Annotated in this window: 17 protein-coding genes; 13 read left to right on the forward strand and 4 right to left on the reverse strand. The window is 63.0% G+C overall.

All coding sequences use genetic code 11. From position 1 onward, the window contains the following. Positions 1-22 precede the first annotated feature (22 nt). From uppS to AC6H0N_RS06735, 13 genes are read left to right on the forward strand one after another with little or no spacing between them, the layout of a single operon-like run. Positions 23-820 carry a polyprenyl diphosphate synthase gene (uppS, locus tag AC6H0N_RS06675; protein WP_497573318.1) on the forward strand — a complete coding sequence of 266 codons (798 nt, stop codon included), beginning with the start codon at positions 23-25 and terminating at the stop codon, positions 818-820. Beyond that, complete coding sequence (locus AC6H0N_RS06680; protein WP_497573319.1) at positions 813-1,616, forward strand: phosphatidate cytidylyltransferase; 804 nt, start codon at positions 813-815, stop codon at positions 1,614-1,616. The genes uppS and AC6H0N_RS06680 overlap by 8 nt, the downstream gene beginning before the upstream one ends. Then, positions 1,616-2,815: a 1-deoxy-D-xylulose-5-phosphate reductoisomerase gene (gene ispC / locus AC6H0N_RS06685; RefSeq protein WP_497573320.1), complete on the forward strand. Its 1,200-nt coding sequence runs from the start codon at positions 1,616-1,618 to the stop codon at positions 2,813-2,815. The genes AC6H0N_RS06680 and ispC overlap by 1 nt, the downstream gene beginning before the upstream one ends. Beyond that, a complete protein-coding gene (gene rseP / locus AC6H0N_RS06690) occupies positions 2,812-4,179 on the forward strand; it encodes an RIP metalloprotease RseP (protein ID WP_497573321.1) in 1,368 nt (455 codons plus the stop codon). The genes ispC and rseP overlap by 4 nt, the downstream gene beginning before the upstream one ends. Positions 4,180-4,186: 7 nt before the next feature. Beyond that, complete coding sequence (bamA, locus tag AC6H0N_RS06695; RefSeq protein ID WP_497573322.1) at positions 4,187-6,505, forward strand: outer membrane protein assembly factor BamA; 2,319 nt, start codon at positions 4,187-4,189, stop codon at positions 6,503-6,505. 30 nt (positions 6,506-6,535) lie between these two features. Further along, positions 6,536-7,039, forward strand: coding sequence for an OmpH/Skp family outer membrane protein (locus AC6H0N_RS06700; RefSeq protein ID WP_497573323.1), 504 nt, complete (start codon positions 6,536-6,538; stop codon positions 7,037-7,039). Between the two features lie 10 nt (positions 7,040-7,049). Beyond that, positions 7,050-8,072 (forward strand): UDP-3-O-(3-hydroxymyristoyl)glucosamine N-acyltransferase, encoded by a 1,023-nt coding sequence (lpxD, locus tag AC6H0N_RS06705; protein WP_497573324.1) that lies wholly within the window; start codon positions 7,050-7,052, stop codon positions 8,070-8,072. Positions 8,073-8,082: 10 nt separating this feature from the next. After that, on the forward strand, positions 8,083-8,517 hold the full coding sequence (gene fabZ / locus AC6H0N_RS06710) for a 3-hydroxyacyl-ACP dehydratase FabZ (RefSeq protein WP_497573325.1): 435 nt from the start codon (positions 8,083-8,085) through the stop codon (positions 8,515-8,517). Then, entirely contained in the window at positions 8,514-9,284 is a 771-nt protein-coding gene (gene lpxA, locus AC6H0N_RS06715) for an acyl-ACP--UDP-N-acetylglucosamine O-acyltransferase (RefSeq protein WP_497573326.1), read from the forward strand. Before fabZ ends, lpxA begins: the two co-directional genes overlap by 4 nt. Positions 9,285-9,291: 7 nt before the next feature. Further along, positions 9,292-10,452 (forward strand): lipid-A-disaccharide synthase, encoded by a 1,161-nt coding sequence (gene lpxB / locus AC6H0N_RS06720; RefSeq protein ID WP_497573327.1) that lies wholly within the window; start codon positions 9,292-9,294, stop codon positions 10,450-10,452. Next, positions 10,449-11,042, forward strand: a complete 594-nt coding sequence (gene rnhB / locus AC6H0N_RS06725) for a ribonuclease HII (protein ID WP_497573328.1) — start codon at positions 10,449-10,451, stop codon at positions 11,040-11,042. The genes lpxB and rnhB overlap by 4 nt, the downstream gene beginning before the upstream one ends. Beyond that, positions 11,039-11,494 (forward strand): CopD family protein, encoded by a 456-nt coding sequence (locus AC6H0N_RS06730; protein ID WP_497573329.1) that lies wholly within the window; start codon positions 11,039-11,041, stop codon positions 11,492-11,494. Before rnhB ends, AC6H0N_RS06730 begins: the two co-directional genes overlap by 4 nt. Then, positions 11,491-12,276 (forward strand): TrmH family RNA methyltransferase, encoded by a 786-nt coding sequence (locus tag AC6H0N_RS06735; RefSeq protein WP_497573330.1) that lies wholly within the window; start codon positions 11,491-11,493, stop codon positions 12,274-12,276. Before AC6H0N_RS06730 ends, AC6H0N_RS06735 begins: the two co-directional genes overlap by 4 nt. On the opposite strand, the gene bioD is transcribed toward AC6H0N_RS06735, so the two are convergent. Genes bioD through AC6H0N_RS06755 form a run of 4 tightly spaced genes read right to left on the reverse strand, consistent with a single transcriptional unit; the run spans position 12,255 to position 16,872 of the window. After that, complete coding sequence (bioD, locus tag AC6H0N_RS06740) at positions 12,255-12,923, reverse strand: dethiobiotin synthase (protein WP_497573331.1); 669 nt, start codon at positions 12,921-12,923, stop codon at positions 12,255-12,257. The two genes, AC6H0N_RS06735 and bioD, sit on opposite strands and share 22 nt — an antisense overlap. Before the next feature lie 9 nt (positions 12,924-12,932). After that, positions 12,933-15,047, reverse strand: a complete 2,115-nt coding sequence (mdoH, locus tag AC6H0N_RS06745) for a glucans biosynthesis glucosyltransferase MdoH (RefSeq protein WP_497573332.1) — start codon at positions 15,045-15,047, stop codon at positions 12,933-12,935. Next, positions 15,047-15,319, reverse strand: a complete 273-nt coding sequence (locus AC6H0N_RS06750; protein ID WP_497573333.1) for a hypothetical protein — start codon at positions 15,317-15,319, stop codon at positions 15,047-15,049. The genes mdoH and AC6H0N_RS06750 overlap by 1 nt, the downstream gene beginning before the upstream one ends. Before the next feature lie 17 nt (positions 15,320-15,336). Next, positions 15,337-16,872: a glucan biosynthesis protein G gene (locus tag AC6H0N_RS06755; RefSeq protein WP_497573334.1), complete on the reverse strand. Its 1,536-nt coding sequence runs from the start codon at positions 16,870-16,872 to the stop codon at positions 15,337-15,339. Positions 16,873-16,932 lie beyond the last annotated feature (60 nt).

Genomic DNA, 16,932 nt, shown 5'->3' on the forward strand with positions numbered 1-16,932 from the left:
GGCGCCAGGACGAGGGCACACGATGGCGAAAGCCACGTTTTCAAGTTCCACCCGCGAGATTCCCGCAGTCGGAGACGTTCCGGCACACATTGCGGTCATCATGGATGGCAACGGCCGCTGGGCGCGCCGTCGCCATCTGCCGCGCATTGCAGGGCATCGGCGTGGCGTAGAAGCCGTTCGCTCGGTGATCCGCGTTTGCATGGAACATGGCGTTTCCCATCTCACACTGTTTGCTTTCAGTTCCGAGAACTGGCGTCGTCCGGCCGACGAAGTGTCGTTCTTGATGCAGTTGTTTGCGCGCGCTTTGAAGAGCGAAGTGCGCCGCCTGCATGAGAATGGCGTGCGTTTTCATGTGGTCGGCGAGTTGTCGCGCTTCGATGCATCCATCACCAGCCTCATTCGCGAAGCCGAAACCCTCACCGCTGGCAATGACCGTCTGACGCTGACCGTGGCGGCAAACTACGGCGGACGCTGGGACATCGCCTCGGCCGTCAACCGACTGATTGCACGCCACCCCGGACGTAGCGACTTCACTGAAGACGAGATCGGCGCTGAGTTGGCGATGCACTACGCGCCCGAGCCTGATCTGTTCATCCGCACTGGCGGAGAGCAGCGCATCTCGAATTTCCTGCTGTGGCAACTGGCCTATACCGAGCTGTATTTCACCGACACCTTGTGGCCGGACTTTGACGAAGCCGCGCTGGAGACAGCAATCGAGTCCTACCGTCGTCGTGAGCGTCGTTTTGGCCGCACGAGCGAGCAGCTCGTTGGAGCAGGGGGCGGCGAGTCTTCCTCCTCTTCTGCGGGGCACGATGCTTAAGCAGCGCGTACTGACCGCCATTGCCCTGGTTGCCGGCTTTCTCGGCGCATTGTTCTATAGCCCCGACCTGCTCTGGCTGGCCCTGATTGCGATGGTCGCCGGCGTGGCTGCGCGTGAATGGACGGTGCTGGTGAGCCTGAAGGGCGCCATTGCGTGGGCCTATGTTGCCGTAACGGCGGCGGCTTCTGCAGTGTTGGGCTACCTCGCCATGCTAGGGGGCTGCAACTCGACCGCTCTGCTTTATGTCGCGGGGATTGCCTTCTGGGCGCTGTGTGTGCCGCTGTGGTTGCGCATGCGCTGGACGACGGGCCCGGTCGCAGGCGCGCTGGCCGGATGGCTGGTGTTGTTGCCGGTTGCCGTGGCCCTGGTGCATCTCAGAACGGTTGATCCATGGTTGTTGTTGTCGGTGATGGCGCTGGTATGGGTGGCGGATATCGCGGCGTACTTCACAGGCCGCGCTTTCGGGCGAGTCAAGCTCGCTCCGTCGATCAGCCCTGGCAAGACTCGCGAAGGAGCCTACGGGGCCTTGTTCGGCGTCTTCGTGTGCGGCATGGCTCTCTTTGCGCTGGCCGGCGACGCGCTCAACATCGGCTGGACGCCTTTGGCCTTGCTGTTGCCCGTGTTCACGGTGCTGAGCATCGAAGGCGATTTGTTTGAATCGCTGCTCAAGCGGCAGGCAGGGGTCAAGGACAGTGGAACGTTGTTGCCAGGGCACGGCGGAGTGCTCGACCGCATCGACAGCCTGACTTCCACGATGCCGCTGGTCGGACTGATCGCGCTGTGGGCGGGGTGGTGATGAGCGCTGGCCAAGTGCGCAAGGTGGTGGTGCTCGGCGCTACCGGCTCCATCGGCGTCAGCACTCTAGATGTGATTGCCCGTCATCCCGACCGTTTCAAGGTTTTCGCCCTGACTGCACACCGTCAGGTCGACCGCCTGTACGAACAATGCCTGCGTTTTACCCCCCGTTATGCAGTGATGCATCAGCCCGACGATGCTGCTGCGCTGGCTGCGCGTCTGCGCCAGGCTGGGTGTGCCACGATTGTTCTGTGTGGCGAGGCCGCATTGTGCGATGTGGCGTCAGACCCCGAAGCCGATACGGTGATGGCGGCGATCGTTGGCGCGGCAGGCCTGGCGCCGACGCTTGCGGCGGCGCGGTCCGGCAAACGGCTGCTGCTTGCCAACAAGGAAGCGCTGGTGTTGGGCGGCGCGTTGTTCATGCAGGCGGTGAGCGCCGGTGGCGCAACCCTGCTGCCGATCGACAGCGAACACAATGCGGTCTTCCAGTCTTTGCCAGCCTCTTACGCGGGCGCGCTGGATGGGGCCGGGGTGCGCCGCATCCTTCTGACGGCCTCGGGCGGCCCGTTCCGCGAAACGCCGCTGGCCGATCTCGATAACGTGACACCTGATCAGGCATGCAGCCATCCTAACTGGGTGATGGGACGCAAGATCTCGGTCGACTCGGCCACGATGATGAACAAGGGGCTCGAGGTCATCGAGGCCCACTGGTTGTTCTGCGCTCCGGCCGATCGCATCAATGTGGTCATACATCCCCAGAGCGTGATCCACTCAATGGTGGAGTACGTTGATGGCTCGGTGATTGCCCAGCTCGGTAATCCCGACATGCGCACACCGATCGCTCATGCGTTGGGCTATCCCGAGCGGATCGAGGCGGGAGTGAGTGCGCTGGACCTGGTGCGTATCGGTACGCTGAGCTTCCGCGAGCCCGACCTCGATCGTTTCCCCTGTCTTGCGCTGGCTTACGATGCACTGCGGTCGGGTGGTGCCGCGGCAGCGGTGCTCAACGCAGCCAACGAGGAGGCGGTTGCGGCCTTTCTGGCGGGTCGCCTGGCCTACCGGGCAATCAGCGCGGTAATCGCCGAATCCCTGGAACGGGCGCACGAGCTGTCGGTCGAAACGCTCGATTCCATTCTGGATGCAGACCGCCAGGCGCGCGCCCTGGCTCAGGCCTGCATTCGTCAACGCGAGATCCGATGAATCTGCTCGAGTACATCATTCCCTTCGTCGTCGCCCTCGGTGTGCTGATCTTCGTTCACGAGCTTGGTCATTACCTCGTGGCACGCTGGTGCGGCGTCAAGGTGTTGCGGTTTTCCGTCGGTTTCGGAAAGCCGCTGCTGAAATGGTCGGTCGGTCGTGACCGCACGGAGTGGGTGCTCGCGGCGTTTCCGCTCGGCGGCTACGTCAAGATGCTCGACGAGCGTGAGGGCGAGGTGGCCGCGCAGGATCTGCCGCGCGCCTTCAATCACCAGTCCGTATGGCGCCGCTTTGCGATCGTATCGGCCGGGCCCTTGGCCAATTTCCTGCTGGCCATCATGCTGTACTGGGGCTTGTTTGCAGCCGGAACCGAGGAATTGCGGCCGCGCATTGCGCTGACCGAAGCAACCCAGACGATCGCTGCAGAGGCTGGCCTGCGCGAAGGCGATACGGTTGTCTCCGTCGATGGTGCCGCTGTTCGCAGCTGGTCGGATCTGCGCTGGATGTTGCTTCGCGCGGTGCTCGACGGCCGCCAGGCTGACGTCGTGGCTCGAAGCGAGCAGGGCGGAGAACGCCCGATGCGCCTCGATTTCCGCGGTGTCAGTGTGGATGATTCGGAAGAGGATCTCATTGCCCGCATCGGCCTGCGGCCGTGGCGTCCCGTGATTCCGCCGGTTGTCGGTCAGGTTCTCGACGGCAGTCCGGCGGCGCGCGCCGGCGTGCAGGAAGGCGATCTGTTCGTCGAGATCGGCGGGCAACCGCTGGCCGGCTGGAGCGAGCTGGTCGAGCTCGTCAGTGATCGCGCTGGCGAAACCTTGAGCGCGGTAGTCGAACGTGACGGCGTGCAACTGCCGCTGTCACTTGTGCCCGAAGCAAATCAGCTGGATGGTCGGACGGTCGGGCGAATCGGCGTGGCTGCGGCCAACGCCCCCGAATTGCGCGACCAGATGTTCACCGTCGTGCGCTACGGCCCGGTCGAAGGCTTGGTGCGGGCGGCAGGCAAGACCTGGGATACGAGCGTACTGACGCTGAAGATGATCGGCCGCATGCTGATCGGTGAAGTGTCCTGGAAGAACCTTTCGGGGCCGGTCACGATCGCCGATTACGCGGGGCAGACCGCCAAGCTGGGATTGGCTCATTACCTGGCTTTCATGGCCCTGATCAGCATCAGTCTGGGGGTCCTGAATCTACTGCCCATCCCGGTGCTGGATGGCGGGCATTTGCTGTATTATGTGATCGAAATTGTGAAGGGCAGCCCGGTGTCCGAGCGCGTCATGCAGCTTGGACAACAGCTTGGTCTGGTCGTACTGGCGATGCTGATGGTGTTCGCGTTTTATAACGACATCATGCGGCTGTTTTCCGGTTGAGAACGGAATGAGATTGAAACTACTCAGCGGGCTGGTTGCAGCCCTTTTTGTTGCCAGTCCAGCATTTGCCTTCGACCCCTTCACGGTCAAGGACATCCGCGTCGAAGGCATCCAGCGAACCGAAGCCGGTACGGTCTTCAATTATTTGCCGGTTCGCGTCGGTGATACCTTCACGGAGGAGCAGGCTGCGGAAGCGATTCGCGGACTGTTTGCGACCGGGTTCTTCAGCGATGTGCGCATCGATGTCGAGGACGAGGTCATTGTTGTCCTGGTGGATGAACGCCCCGCGATTGCCGACATTACCTTCGTCGGGGTCAAGGAGTTCGACAGCGCCGGATTGAAGGGCAGTCTGCGTGCCATCGGCCTCGCCGAGGCGCGGACCTTTGATCGTTCCTTGCTGGAGCGCGCCGAGCAGGAGCTCAAGCGCCAGTATCTGGGACGCGGCAAGTACTCCGCCGAAGTCGTCACCACGGTCACGCCGCTCGAGCGCAACCGTGTCGGCATCAACTTCACGGTCACCGAAGGCGAGGTCGCCAAGATCCGCCAGATCAGTATCGTCGGCAACCAGAAGTTCAAGCAGAAAGAGCTGCTCGAGGTTTTCCAGTCGCGCACGCCGGGTTGGCTGACCTGGTACACCAAGAACGACCGTTATTCGCGCCAGAAGCTGTCTGCTGACCTCGAGAACCTGCGCTCCTTCTATCTTGATCAGGGTTATCTCGATTTCAATATCGATTCGACCCAGGTTTCGATTACGCCGGACAAGAAAGACATCTACATCACGGTGAATATCACCGAGGGTGAAAAGTACACAGTCTCTGCCGTGAGCTTCGCGGGCGATCTGATCCTGCCCGAGTCCGAATATCTCGATCTGGTTGCGATTCGCCCTGGCGAGGTGTTTTCTCGCGCCAAGCTGACCGAAACCACCGATGCCGTGACCAACCGCCTCGGCAACGAAGGCTATGCATTTGCCAACGTGAATGCTGCACCTGAAGTGAACGCTGAAAAGCGCGAGGTGGCCTTCACGATCTTCGTCGATCCGGGTCGTCGCGTGTATGTGCGGCGTCTCAACGTCGGCGGGAACATTCGCACTCGCGACGAAGTGATCCGGCGCGAGATCACGCAGATGGAAGGTGGCTGGTACGACGCCGAACTGATTCGCAAATCGCGCACCCGCGTCGAGCGTCTCGGCTTCTTCGACGAAGTCGCGATCCAGACTCCGGCCGTGCCGGGCAGCACCGATCAGATCGACGTGAACGTCAACGTCAAGGAACGCGCAACCGGCAACCTCTCGCTTGGTCTGGGTTTTTCCAGTTCGGACAAGGTGGTGGTTGGTGGCTCGATCAGCCAGGACAACCTCTTCGGTACCGGCAAGTCGTTGGGTATCGGGGTCAACACCTCCAAGTCCGGGCGCACCATATCCCTGTCGTTCACCGATCCCTACTACACCGTTGACGGCGTGAGCGTTGGCTACGACATCTACCGGCGTACCTACGATCCGTCGGAGACGACCAGCATTTCTCGCTACGAGTCGGAGTCGACCGGTCTCGGCATCCGCATCGGCTACCCGATCGCGGAGGACGACCGCATCAATTTCGGTCTGGCCATCGACCGTACCGAGATCACGACGTTTGCCGAAAGTCCCGATTTGTACAAGGATTTCTGCAAGGAGTTCGGCTGCACGGGTACGGATCCAGCCAACGGTGTCGGCACCGTTTCGGTGGATAGCCTGCTGGCGACCGTCGGGTGGTCCAGCGATACGCGTGACAGTTTCCTGTATCCGCGCTCGGGTACCTTCCAGCGCGTCGCGTTCGAGGCGGCGATTGCGCCGGGTGACCTGCGCTACGGTCGCTTGAACTACCAGTATCAGTATTGGTTGCCGATCGCGAAGAGTCAGGCACTGATGATGAACATCGACATGGGTATTGCCAAGGGCTTTGGCGGTAAGTCCGTGCCCTTTTACAAGAACTTCTATGCGGGCGGTATCGGGTCGGTACGTGGCTTCGAGCAAAGCTCGATCGGTCCGCGCACACCTGACGATGATCCGATCGGTGGCACCCGCATGTTGGTCGCCAACGCCGAGTATTATTTCCCGTTGCCCGGTGCCGGCAACGACCGGTCCTTCCGCACGTCGCTGTTCTTCGATGCGGGTTACATCTGGGATGAGACGGAGAAATTCGATTCCGGCATGATGCGCTACAGTACCGGCGTCGCATTCTCCTGGGCGTCGCCGCTTGGCCCGCTCAAGTTCAGTTTCGGCTTCCCGATCAAGAAGCAGGACACTGACGAAGAAGAGAAATTCCAGTTCCAGTTCGGCTCGGTGTTCTGAGCACCGATGTGCGGTATCTCGGAGGTTTAAGTGAAATTCAAGGTTTTCCCGTTAGTTTTCATCGCTCTGTGCGCACTGTTCCCCGTTGCCGCCGGAGCTCAGGCAAAGGTCGGATTTGTTGACTCCGACCGTCTCATGCGTGAAGCCGCGCCTGCGGTCCGTGCGCAGCAGCGCCTCGAGAAAGAGTTCGAGTCGCGGGATCAGGAATTGCAGCGGATGGCACGTGAGCTGCAGACCCTCCAGGAAGATCTGGAGCGAAACGCATTGACCATGGGTGAGAACCAGCGCCGCGACAAAGAGCGTGGGTTCAATGACCTGAATCGCGAGTTCCAGCGCAAGCAGCGCGAGTTCCGCGAGGATCTCAACCAGCGTCGCAATGAAGAACTCGCGACTGTGCTGGATCGGGCCAACGCCGCCATCAAACAGGTTGCCGAAGCCGAGAAGTTCGATGTGATCCTGCAGGAAGCGGTGTACGCCAGTCCGGGTATCGACATCACCGTGAAGGTGTTGAAGGCGCTCGAGAACGGCCGTTAATGGCGGCCGCATGTACACGCTTGATGAAATCGTCGCCCGTTTCGGAGGCGAGGTCGCCGGTGATGGTTCCACGCTGATCGAGCGTGTTGCTACGCTCGATCATGCGGCCACGGGCTGCATCAGTTTTCTGGCAAATCCAAAGTACGCTTCGCAACTGGCCACGTGCAAGGCTTCCGCGGTCATTGTTGCTCCGGCGGCGCGGGAGCGTACGGCACTGCCGCGCATCGTTGCAGCCGATCCGTATCTCTACTTCGCCCGCGTTTCGCAACTACTCAATCCGCCGGCAAAGCCGTTGCCCGGGGTGGCCGCTTCGGCTGCCGTGGCGTCGGTGATTCCCGAGTCCGTCAGCGTCGGCGCCGGGGCCAGCATCGGCTGTGGCGCGGTGTTGGGTGAGGGCGTCCTCATTGGTCCGGGTTGTCATGTCGGTGACGGCGTACAGCTCGGTGAGGGGTGTGTGCTCAACGCCAATGTCACCGTCTATCGCGATTGCGTGCTGGGTGCGCGTTGCATCGTGCACTCCGGCGCCGTCATCGGTGCCGATGGTTTCGGTTTTGCGCGCGAGCGCGACGGTAGTTGGGTGAAGATCCCGCAGATCGGCCGGGTGGTGATCGGTGACGACGTCGAGATCGGCGCCAATACCACGATCGATCGCGGGGCGCTCGAAGACACGGTGATCGGCAACGACGTCAAGCTCGACAATCAGATCCAGATCGCTCACAACGTGCGTGTCGGTGACCATACGGCGATCGCCGGCTGCGTCGGCATTGCCGGCAGTACGACCATCGGCAGCCGCTGCATGATAGGCGGGCAGGCTGGCGTCATCGGACACCTCGAGATTTGCGACGATGTCGTGATCTCGGCCGGTACGCTTGTGACCAAATCGATCCGCGAACGCGGTGTGTACACCGGAAATCTGCCGCTGCAACAACACGGCGACTGGGTGCGCAATTTTGCGCATCTGCGCCACCTGGACAGCCTCGCGGATAGAATACGCCGCCTCGAACAACTCCTAGCCGAGCGCTCCGGCGCCTGAAGTCATGATCATGGACATCAACGAAATTCTCGAGTATCTGCCGCATCGCTATCCCTTTCTGCTGGTGGATCGCGTGCTGGAGATCGAAGACGGCAAGCGCATCAAGGCGCTGAAGAACGTCACGATGAACGAGCCGTTTTTCCCCGGTCACTTCCCGGGCCATCCGGTGATGCCGGGCGTGCTGATTGTCGAGGCGATGGCGCAGGTCGCTGCGTTGTTGTCGTTCAAGAGCATGGGCGTGAAGCCGGACGAGAACTCGGTTGTGCTGTTTGCCGGCATCGACGGCGTGCGTTTCAAGCGCCAGGTCGTACCCGGCGACCAGCTGATCTTCGAGGTCGAGATCCTCCAGAACAAGCGCAATATCTACAAGTACAAGGGCGTGGCGAAGGTAGATGGCCAGATTGCGGCCGAGGCCGAGCTGATGTGCGCGCTGAAGACCAAATGATTCATTCCACCGCTATCGTTCATCCCGGCGCGAAGCTGGGCGCGGATGTCGAGATCGGCGCGTATTCGATCATCGGGGAGCATGTCGAGATCGGAGATCGCACCCGCATCGGTCCGCACGTCGTCGTTGAAGGCCGCACGCGTATTGGTTGCGACAACGAGATTTTTCAGTTCTGCTCGATCGGTGCTGCGCCGCAGGACAAGAAATACGACGACGAGCCGACCCTGCTCGAAATCGGCGACCGCAACACCATCCGTGAATTCTGTTCTTTCAACGTGGGTACTGCGCAGGACGCGGGTGCCACGCGCGTCGGCAACGACAACTGGATCATGGCTTACGTGCACGTGGCGCACGACTGCATGGTCGGCAATCACACGATTTTCGCCAACAACGCGACGCTGGCCGGGCACGTGCATATCGGTGACTGGGCCATCCTTGGTGGCTTCACTGGCGTGCATCAGTTTGTGCGCGTTGGCGCTCACAGCTTCTGCGGCGTCGGCACCGTGTTGCTGCAGGATCTGCCGCCGTACGTCACCGTCGCGGGCAACCCGGCCGCGCCGCGCGGCATCAACAGTGAAGGCTTGCGTCGTCGTGGCTACAGTGCCGAAGCGATTGCCGGCATCAAGCGTGCTTACCGCTCGCTGTACCGCGCGAGCCTGACTCTGGAAGAAGCGCGCGCGGCGGTCGCCGAGATCGCGACCACGGTGCCGGAAGTCGCCCCGTTCTCGGAGTTCATCGCGGCGTCTTCGCGCGGCCTCGTGCGCTGATCCCGTTATGGTCAAACGCATCGCCATGGTTGCCGGAGAAGCCTCCGGCGACCTTCTCGCCAGTCACCTCATCCGCGCCCTGAAGGCGCGGTATCCCGACGCAGAATTCTTCGGCATTGGCGGCCCGCTGATGCAGCGCGAGGGTTTCGAGGCGCTGTGGTCATGCGAACGCCTCGCCGTGCATGGTTATGTCGACGCGCTGCGCCGCTACCGTGAATTGTCCGGTATCCGCAAAGACCTTCTCGCGCGGATCCTGAAGGAGCGGCCGGATGCCTTCATCGGTGTCGATGCTCCTGATTTCAACCTGTGGCTGGAGCGGCGCGTGCGCAACGCCGGCATGCCGTCCATCCATTTCGTCAGCCCGTCGATCTGGGCGTGGCGCGGCGGGCGAATTCACGGCATCGCGCGCTCGGTGTCACACATGCTGTGTCTGTTTCCCTTCGAGCCGCAACTCTACGAGCGGGCCGGAGTTCCGGTGAGCTTCGTCGGTCACCCGCTGGCTGATGTCTTCCCGTTGGAGCCAGACAAGGCCGCGATGCGCGAGCGCCTCAACCTCCGTCCCGAGGTGCCGGTGATCGCCATGCTGCCGGGGAGCCGCGAGTCGGAAGTGCGCAATCTTGCGGCGACTTACGTCGAAACTGCGAAGATCCTCGCCGAACGTCATCCCCAGGCTGTATTTCTGGTGCCACTCGCGACGCGTGCCACGCGCGACTTGTTCGAACAGGCCATGCGCGCGGCCGACGCGCACGAACTGCAGCTGCGCATCCTCTTCGGGCATGCAATCGATGCCATGACTGCTGCCGATGTCGTTCTCGTCGCCAGCGGCACGGCGAGCTTGGAAGCGGCCTTGCTCAAGCGCCCGATGGCCATCTGCTATCGCATCGGCAAGTGGCAGTACCGTCTGATGAAACGCATGGCGTATCTGCCGTGGATCGGCCTGCCCAACATCCTGTGCAATGAGAGCGTTGTTCCGGAGTTGATGCAGGACGCCGCCACGCCTGCTGCGCTCGCCGATGCGTTGGATCACTGGTTGGGCGACCCGGAGGCATGCAGTGAATTGGCCGACCGCTTCACCCGCTTGCACCTTGAGCTCAAGCAAGGCACTGCGTCACGTGCGGCGGAAGCCATTGCTCCTTATCTCGAAGCTGCGCACGGGGCAGGGCAGTGAACGTGCTGGTGTGCGGCGTCGACGAAGCCGGGCGCGGGCCCTTGTGCGGAGCGGTGGTTGCCGCGGCGGTAATTCTCGATCCGACGCGTCCGATCGAGGGTCTTAACGACTCCAAGAAACTCTCGGCGAAGCGACGCGAACGCCTTGCCGAAGAGATCCGTGCCAAGGCGCTGGCCTGGGCCGTGGCCGAGGCCACGGTGGAGGAGATCGACCGGCTCAACATCCTGCATGCCTCGATGCTGGCCATGTCGCGTGCGGTCGCGGCGCTGCCGATCCGGCCCGATATCGTCAAGGTGGACGGCAACCGTTGCCCCGATGTCGCCGAACCATGCGAGGCTATCGTTGGTGGCGATGCGCTGGTGGCAGAAATCTCCGCGGCTTCGATTCTGGCCAAGACCGTGCGTGATGCCGCCATGGTCGAGCTTGACCGCGAGTTTCCGCTGTATGGCTTCGCCCGCCACAAGGGCTATCCTGTGCCCGATCATCTTGCAGCGCTGCGCTTGCACGGTGTGCTGACCTGTCACCGCCGCAGTTTCGGCCCGGTGCGCGACCTCATCGCGCAGGCCACCCTTTTCGGAGATCCGTCATGAGCCAGAACCTGGGCCTGTTCGCACATCTGCTCGGCGTCATTGTGTGGGTGGGTGGCATGAGCTTGCTGTACTTCTGTTTGCGCCCAGCGGCCATGGCGCTGGCGCCGGCTCAGCGGCTCCCGCTATGGGTGGCCGTGTTCTCGCGTTTTTTTCCGCTGGTGTGGGCGTCGATCGTACTGATCCTGGCGAGCGGTTTCGGCACGCTGGGTTCCATCGGTTTCGCTAATGCGCCAACGGCCTGGCACGTGATGCTGATGACGGGGCTGGCGATGATGCTTGTCTTCGTGTCGATCTGGTTCGGGCCCTGGCCTGCGCTCAAGCGTGCCGTCGCAGCGAGCGACTGGCCTGCGGGCGCGGTTGCGCTGAACAGTATTCGCCAGCGTGTGGCGATCAATCTGTTGCTGGGCGTGCTCACCATCGCCATCGCCACCTTGGGCTTGGCGCTGCTTTGAAGCACATCAGCTCTCGCGACAATCCGCTGGTCAAGCAATTGAAGGGCTTGGCCGAGTCGGCGCGCGAGCGCCGCGATAGCGGCCAGACGGTGCTGGACGGCGTGCATTTGGCGGAGGCAGCGCTCGCGTCGGGCTTGAAACTGCGCCAGCTGGTCGTCAGTGAGCGCGGCATGACGCGAGCCGAGATCATCGCGCTGCTCGATGCCTGCGAAGACACGCCGTCGTGCCTGTTGCCCGATGCGCTGTTCGCGCAGGTCAGCCCGGTAGATTCGCCCACGGGGCTGCTGGCCGTGGTCGAGACGCCGCAGGATGCGGTTGGAAACTTGTCCGATACGGTGGTCGCGCTCGATGGCGTACAGGATCCCGGCAATCTCGGAACCATCCTGCGAACCGCAGCCGCGGCCGGCGTTCGCGACGTGTTGCTGGGTACGGGCTGTGCGCAGGCCTGGGCGCCGCGCGTTTTGCGTGCGGGCATGGGTGGTCACTTTCGCTTGCGTATCCGCGAGCGCGTCGACCTGGTAACAACCCTGAAGAATTTTCCGGGGGCGATTCTCGCGACTCTGCCGGACGAAACCATCCCGTCGTTGTATCAACAAGACCTCACCGGTCCGGTGGCCTGGTTGTTCGGTGCGGAAGGGGCGGGCCTGTCCGAAGACGTCGCCGGGCTTGCGACACAAGGCGTGCGCATTCCCATGCCCGGCGCAGTCGAGTCACTCAATGTCGGTGCGGCAGCTGCCGTGTGCCTCTTCGAGCAGGCGCGTCAGCGCGCTGCCAGAGGCTGATCGATGTCGATGACGGCGTTTTCCTCGCCGTAACCGACCACCGCCAGCAGCGGCTCGGCGATGCGCTCCCGCAGGCTGAGCAGATTGTCCTCAAGACGCAGCATGGCCGGGTCGATGCAATTTGCTACCCAGCCGGCCAGCTGCAGGCCGCGCCCTTGCAGCGCAGCCACGCTCAGCAAGGCGTGGTTGATGCATCCCAGCCTCATGCCGACCACCAGAATCACCGGCAGCTTCAGCGCAAGCGCCAGGTCGGCGTAATCGCGGTCCTTGCCGAGCGGCACCAGCAGCCCTCCGGCACCTTCGACGAACACCCGGTCAGCCTGCGATTTGAGCTTATCGAGCGCGGCTCCGATGTGTGTGAAGTCGATCTCTACGCCTTCGTCGCGTGCCGCCAGATGTGGGGCAATCGGGGCACTCAGGCAGTACTGTGTCACCAGTGATTCATCAGCCTGGACGTTCGCGGCGGCCATCAACCGGGCTGTGTCCTCGTTGATGAGTCGACCGCCGATCGACTCGGCTCCGGCCGCCACCGGCTTCATGCCGACGGCGCGCAGGCCGCGGGCCGCCGCACTGCGCAGCAAGGCGCAAGTGACATGGGTCTTGCCGATGCCGGTATCCGTTCCGGTGACGAACCACGCCTTGCTCATCGGCAAGGCTCAGCGTGCATGGAGTTGTGGATACAGCTCGCGCCCCCAGAACGAATCACTCGGGGAGCGCCACGCGGTGCGATGCAGCCACAGCAGGGATTCGCGGTCCTGTGCCAGCAGCGAGAGCTGCTTGGGCGTGAGTGCCGACGGACCGTTGAGCATGCAGCGCCCACACAAATGGCGCAGGTGTTCGCGCTTGGCGCCAGCTGCGCGGCCGCGGGCGGCGTCGGCATGCATGCGGTTGAGCACCGGGTCGATGACCGCCTCGATGAAGGCACTGGTGTCGTCGTCGCCCTCACGCGGGCGCAGCGGTGGGCCTTTTTCCATGTCCGTGATCAGCGCGTCGCCATTTCGCTCCTGCGGCACCAGCAGCAAGCCAGCATTGCGCAAGGCATCACCCGGCCCGACGCGACTGAACAGAACCGAGGTCGGCGCCGCGAGGATCAGTGGTATCGCTACCGGCAGCGACCAGTAGAAGAACATGGGATCCAGCCACCAGGCAAAGGCTGCCCACGAGGCGGCGAGTATCGAGCCCGGCGCCTGGCTGGAAAGCGCGGCGCTCCACGAAGTCTCGTCGCCGCGGTTCTGGCCGGCCCAGCGCAGTGACACGTTGAACAGCGCTTCGATGACGTAGCGGCTGTGCGCCAGCATGCGGATCGGTGCGAGCAGGGTGGAAACCAGCATCTCCAGCACGACGCTCAGCAGCATGCGCAGCAGACCGCCGTGAGCCAGCCGCCGGCGCGACAGCACCACGTCGGCAATCGCCAGAAACTTCGGGAAGAACAGCAGGAACAGCGTTGAGGCGACCAGTTGCAGCGCCATCAGCGGGTCCCATTGCGGCCACTGCGGAAACAGGCTGTGTGACTGCGGGAAATACTCGATCGGCTGCAGCACCAGACGCGCCGCGCTCACGGTAGACAGCGCCAGAAAGCCCAGCCACAGCGGCGACGCCACATACGACATGATGCCGTTGACGAAGGCCATGCGATGCGCCCAGCGCAATCGCGGCGTGGTCAGCAGCACCCACAGATGCTGCAGGTTGCCCTTGGCCCAGCGCTTGTCGCGGGTGAGTTCGTCGACCACGGTCGGCGGCGATTCTTCGTAGCTTCCGCCCAGGGCCGGCTCCAGCCATACCTCGTAGCCGGCGCGCGCCATGTAGGCCGACTCAACGAAGTCGTGACTCGCAATAGGCCCTTTGAACAAGCCGAAGCCCCGCATCTTGGGCAGCCCGCAATGCGCCATGAAGGGCTTGGTACGCATGATCGCGTTGTGGCCCCAGTAGGCCGCCTCGCCAAGTTGGAAGGCCGCCAGCCCGGTGGAGAACAGCGGGCCGTACACCTGATTGGCAAACTGCTGTGCGCGGGCGAACAGTGACTTGGCGTTCACCAGCACCGGGTTGGTCTGGATCAGACCGACCTGCGGTTCGCGCTGCATCAATTGCACCAGGCGAACCAGCGTGTCGCCTTCCATCAGGCTGTCGGCATCGAGCACGATCATGTACTCGTAGCGCTTGCCCCAGCGGCGCAGAAAGTCGGCAATGTTGCCGCTCTTGTAGTTCATGTTGAGCGTGCGGCGGCGGTAGAACATGCGCCCTGCAGAACCCAACTCGTTGCACATGCGGTACCAGGCTTCCTTTTCAGCCATCCAGTAGCCTGGCGCGCGGCTGTCCGACAGGATGTAGAAATCGAAGTCGGCGAGTTTTCCGGTGCGTTCCAGCGAGCGGTAGATGGCGCGCAGCCCACCCAGCGTGCGCTCGATCGGCTCATGGTAGATCGGCATCACGATGGCGGTGCGCGCCAGCGGCGTGGCATCAAGCTCGGCAGCACCGTGGCGGCGCAGCAGCGAACGCCGGTCGCCGCCGAAGCGGCGCAGGATGAAGCCCGTCATGCCGATCCAGAAGCCCACCGAAATCCACATGAAAAGCAGCGCGAACAGCGCGATCAGGCCGATTTCGACCCAGTTGCCGCCGCGATAGGGCAGCACCTGACGCATGACGTCGGTGGCGAATACCGTCTGTGCTACCACCACCGCGGTCAGCAAGAAGCGCCGCAGGTTAGCCTGCAGGCGCCAGTGCGAACGGGTCGGCTTGGCGTTATCGGAGCGAGTCGAGGGGCTGTGATCCATCATTGGCCGCCGTAGCGAATGCTGCCGCGGTCCAGCGATGGGCTGACGGGCGGCAGCAGCGGATCGGGCAATGAGAAATGCTCTGGGAGACGGTCCATGATCTGCGCGATCAGTGCGGTGGTGTCCGGCGCACCAATCGGGCTGACCTCTCCGAGTACGTCAGAAACCAGATGCAGCGCCTCGCGCATTACATCGGGTGTCGGCGAGATGCCGGCGCTGACGAGATACTGCATTACGCGGGAAACGGCTTCTTCGGCCAGAGTGAGTGCCATGTGAGCTTTGCAGGTTCTTAGCGGGGCATGCGCTGGACGTCGTTACGGGCCGGCAGCACGTAAGACCAGGTCTCGCTCACGGTGTTTTCGCCTTCGCGCAGGAAGGCCCGCAGCACCAGCGGCCGGCCGTTGGCGGGGCGGGCAAGAATCGACAGCCGCCATCCCTTGATGGCTTCGTTGTACTCGACGAAATGTTCCATCACCTGGCTGCCGTCACCCGGGGTCACCGTGGCGGTAACCGCCGAGCGCGGTTTGAGCTTGTCGATGACACCGCCGGCGAAATCGACATGGAAGCGGTAACTCCCGGCGGCGTCGCCGGTGACGGTGCCGTCACCGACAAAGCTGTTCACGGTGCGCCCCAGTGGGCTGCGGGTGACTTCGGCCGAGCCGAAGCTGATCTGGTAGGACATGCGCAGGGGCTTGTTCGCCTGTGCCCGTTCTTCGGGCGTCCAGAACGCCACGATGTTGTCGTTGGTGGCGTCCGGCGTTGGCAATTGAACCAGCATCACGCGGCCCTTGCCCCAGTCGCCGCGCGGCTCAACCCAGGCGCTTGAGCGGCGCTCAAAGCCCGCTGCGAGGTCCTGGTAGCTGGTGAATGAGGTGTCGCGTTGCAGCAGACCGAAGCCGCGCACGTTGTCGGTCATGAAACTGTCGACCTGCAAGGTGGCGGGGTTGAGCAAGGGGCGCCACAACCATTCGCCGGAAGCGCCGTCATTGATCAGCAAGCCATCCGCATCATGTGCCTCGGGGCGCCAGGTGCCGCTCGGGCGGCCGGTGTTCTCGCCGTGCAGGAACATGCCGGTGATCGGCGCAATGCCCAGCCGCTCAATTCCGGCGCGCGGGAACAACACGTTGTCGACCTGTACGCGGGTGGGTTCGCCCGGCCATACGGTGAACTGATAGGCGCCGGTGAGGCTGCGCCCGTCGAGCAGCGCGTAGAACTTCATGGCGTGTGCATCGGGGGCGGGGCGTTCGAGCCAGAATTCGGTGAAAGCGGGAAATTCCTCACCCGTCATCAGGCCGGTGTTCAGCGCGATGCCGCGTGCCGAGGCGCCGCCGATGTTGGTGCGGCCGATTGCGCGAAATGCGCTGGCGCCAGCGAACGAGATGAACGGCACCTGCTCGCGCCCGCCAAACAACGGCCAGGAGATCTGGAAGCCGGCATGGCCCAGGTCAACCGGCACACGGCGTTCGAGATCGGCATTGCCGAAGTTGTAGTTGGTCTTCTGGTAGGGCACGCGCCGCACGCCCTGGGATTCGATGATGTTGATCGCGACCGGATGCGCATACACGTGGCCGGCTGAAATCATCTGCACCTGGAAGCGGGATTCGTTTTCGCGCCACAGGTTGCGAGCGGTGTCGAACTGAATGTTGCGGTAGGCCTCGTGGCCGATGTCGCGCATGAAGCGCGGAATCACCGGCGGTGCGGAATGGCTTTCACGCGACAAGGCGCGAGCTTTTTCGATGACATTGTCGAAGCCAAAGGGGGCAGCGTGGCCGGCTTGCATGAACAGGCTGCAGGTGAGCGCCAGACCGGCCAGAAGATGACGCATCGGAGAAGCCCTTGTTTCGCAGTGAAGGTGCCGCTGATTCTAACGCGAGCCGGGCTTAGT

It is taken from the genome of Pseudazoarcus sp. NS34 (genome assembly GCF_059703725.1).